This is a genomic window from Stenotrophomonas sp. STEN023 (genome assembly GCF_056760135.1).
This window is the reverse complement of the sequence record NZ_JBRREF010000161.1, coordinates 1-2,148: the sequence shown is the minus strand read 5'-3', so window position 1 is coordinate 2,148 and position 2,148 is coordinate 1. Positions and strand designations below refer to the sequence as shown.

General features: G+C 67.4%; 2 protein-coding genes. Both read right to left on the bottom strand.

Going from position 1 to position 2,148, the window contains the following annotated elements:
• Positions 1 to 172 precede the first annotated feature (172 nt).
• Complete coding sequence (locus ACVOLV_RS22145; protein WP_481556235.1) at positions 173 to 1,465, bottom strand: adenylosuccinate synthase; 1,293 nt, start codon at positions 1,463 to 1,465, stop codon at positions 173 to 175.
• 245 nt (positions 1,466 to 1,710) lie between these two features.
• Positions 1,711 to 1,896: a DUF2065 domain-containing protein gene (locus ACVOLV_RS22140; RefSeq protein ID WP_303747084.1), complete on the bottom strand. Its 186-nt coding sequence runs from the start codon at positions 1,894 to 1,896 to the stop codon at positions 1,711 to 1,713.
• Positions 1,897 to 2,148 lie beyond the last annotated feature (252 nt).

The window sequence follows — 2,148 nt, the reverse complement described above, 5'->3', positions numbered from 1 at the left end:
CCGCGCCCCCCCCCCCCCGCGCCCCCCGCCCCCCCCCCGCCGCCCCCCCCCCCCCCCCCCCCCCCCCCCCCCCCCCCCCCCCCCCCCACTACGGGTTGGCCTTGTCGGTCATGCCCAAAACGACAACGCCCCGCTTTCGCGGGGCGTTGGCTGTTACATCACGACGCGGCTATCAGCCCCACGGATCCTGCAGAACCATGGTGTGGTCGCGATCCGGGCCGGTCGAGACGATCGACACCGGGCAGCCAGCCAGTTCTTCCAGGGCACGCAGGTAGGCACGCGCGGCCGGCGGCAGCTTGTCCCACTCGGTGATGCCGTGGGTGTTCTCGCTCCAGCCCGGGAACTCCAGGTACACGGGGGTGCATTCTTCCCAGCCCTGTGCGTCCAGCGGGGCGTATTCCGAACGCTTGCCACGGTATTCATAGGCAATGCAGACCTTCAGCTTTTCCATGCCGTCGAGCACGTCGAGCTTGGTGATGCACAGGCCGGAAATACCATTGATGGCCACGGCGCGCTTCAGCGCGACGATGTCCATCCAGCCGCAGCGACGCGGACGGCCGGTCGATGCGCCGTACTCGGCGCCACGGTCACGGATGCCCTGGCCGATTTCATCGTCCAACTCGGTCGGGAACGGACCACCGCCAACGCGGGTAGCGTAGGCCTTGGCGATACCCAGCACGTAGTCGATGGCATCGGCGCCAACGCCGGCACCGGCCAGTGCACCACCGACGGTGGTGTTGGAGCTGGTGACGTACGGGTAGGTGCCGTGGTCGATGTCGAGCAGTGCGCCCTGCGCGCCTTCAAACAGCACGCGCTTGCCCTGCTTGCGCAGGTCATGGCAGATGCCGGCAACGTCGGACTTCATCGGCTCGACGTATTCGCCGAAGGCCAGTGCTTCCTGGTACACGGTGTCGAAATCGACCGGCTCCACACCCAGGTACTTGGTCAGCACGAAGTTGTGGTAATCCAGCGCGGTACGCAGCTTTTCAGCCAGCTGTTCCGGGTAGTGCAGGTCGGCGATGCGGATGCCGCGACGTGCAACCTTGTCTTCATAGGCCGGGCCGATGCCGCGACCGGTGGTGCCGATGGCCTTGCCACCGGCTGCCTTCTCACGCGCCTGATCCAGGGCGATGTGGTACGGCATGATCAGCGGCGCTGCCGGCGAGATCTTCAGGCGCGAACGGACTTCGACGCCAGCGGTTTCCAGCTCTTCGATTTCCTTGCGCAGAGCTGCCGGGGAAATCACCACGCCATTGCCGATCAGGCACAGCGCGTCGTCGCGCAGGATGCCTGACGGAATCAGGTGCAGGACGGTCTTCTTGCCGTTGATGACCAAGGTATGGCCGGCGTTGTGACCACCCTGGAAACGAACAACTGCACCGATTTCCTCGGTCAGCAGATCGACGATCTTGCCCTTGCCTTCATCGCCCCACTGGGCGCCGAGAACGACAACTGATTGACCCATGACGGGTAACTCCTGAGTTTGCTGCGGCCATCGGGGCCGCGGACGGGGCCGTGCGCTGCGCTGCGGTCCGCCATCATGGACGCCCCATCGGGGAGCATCCGGCAAACGCCAGGGCCATACACGGAAAAAGCCGAACGGGGCACTCCAGGAGGAGTAAGCCCGACCGGCTTTTGTGGATTATCCGGGTTTTGACTGACAGCTACCACCCCCGAGGCTGCAGGTTGGTATGGGCGTCAGGGTTTGGTTCAGTGGCGGACCCACCACAGCACGGCCAGGCCAATGAACAGTGCCGCTGCGCCCATTCCGCGCAGGGATGCAGCAGGTTGATCCAGCATCTGTGCGGCCATCCGCTTCCACGCCAGCGGCGCGATGAACAGGAACAGGCCCTCGATGATGGCCACGAGGCAGAGGGCGGAAAACAGGTCTTGCATGCGTCAGAGTCTTCAAAAACCGGGTAGTGCCGAGCCATGCTCGGCAGGAGCTTTAACCTGTAGTACCGAGCCATGCTCGGCAGGGGCTTTAACCTGTAGTGGGGGGGGGGGGGGGGGGGGGGGGGGGGGGGGGGGGGGGGGGGGGGGGGGGGGGGGGGGGGGGGGGGGGGGGGGGGGGGGCGGCGCGCGGGGGGGGGGGGGCGGGGCGGGGGGGGGGGGGGCGGGGGGGGGCGGGGGCGGGGGGGGGGGGGC

Excerpts from the sequence above, each read along its gene's own strand:
- ACVOLV_RS22145 (WP_481556235.1), bottom strand. The coding sequence starts at position 1,465 with ATGGGTCAATCAGTTGTCGTTCTCGGCGCCCAGTGGGGCGATGAAGGC.
- ACVOLV_RS22140 (WP_303747084.1), bottom strand. The coding sequence starts at position 1,896 with ATGCAAGACCTGTTTTCCGCCCTCTGCCTCGTGGCCATCATCGAGGGC.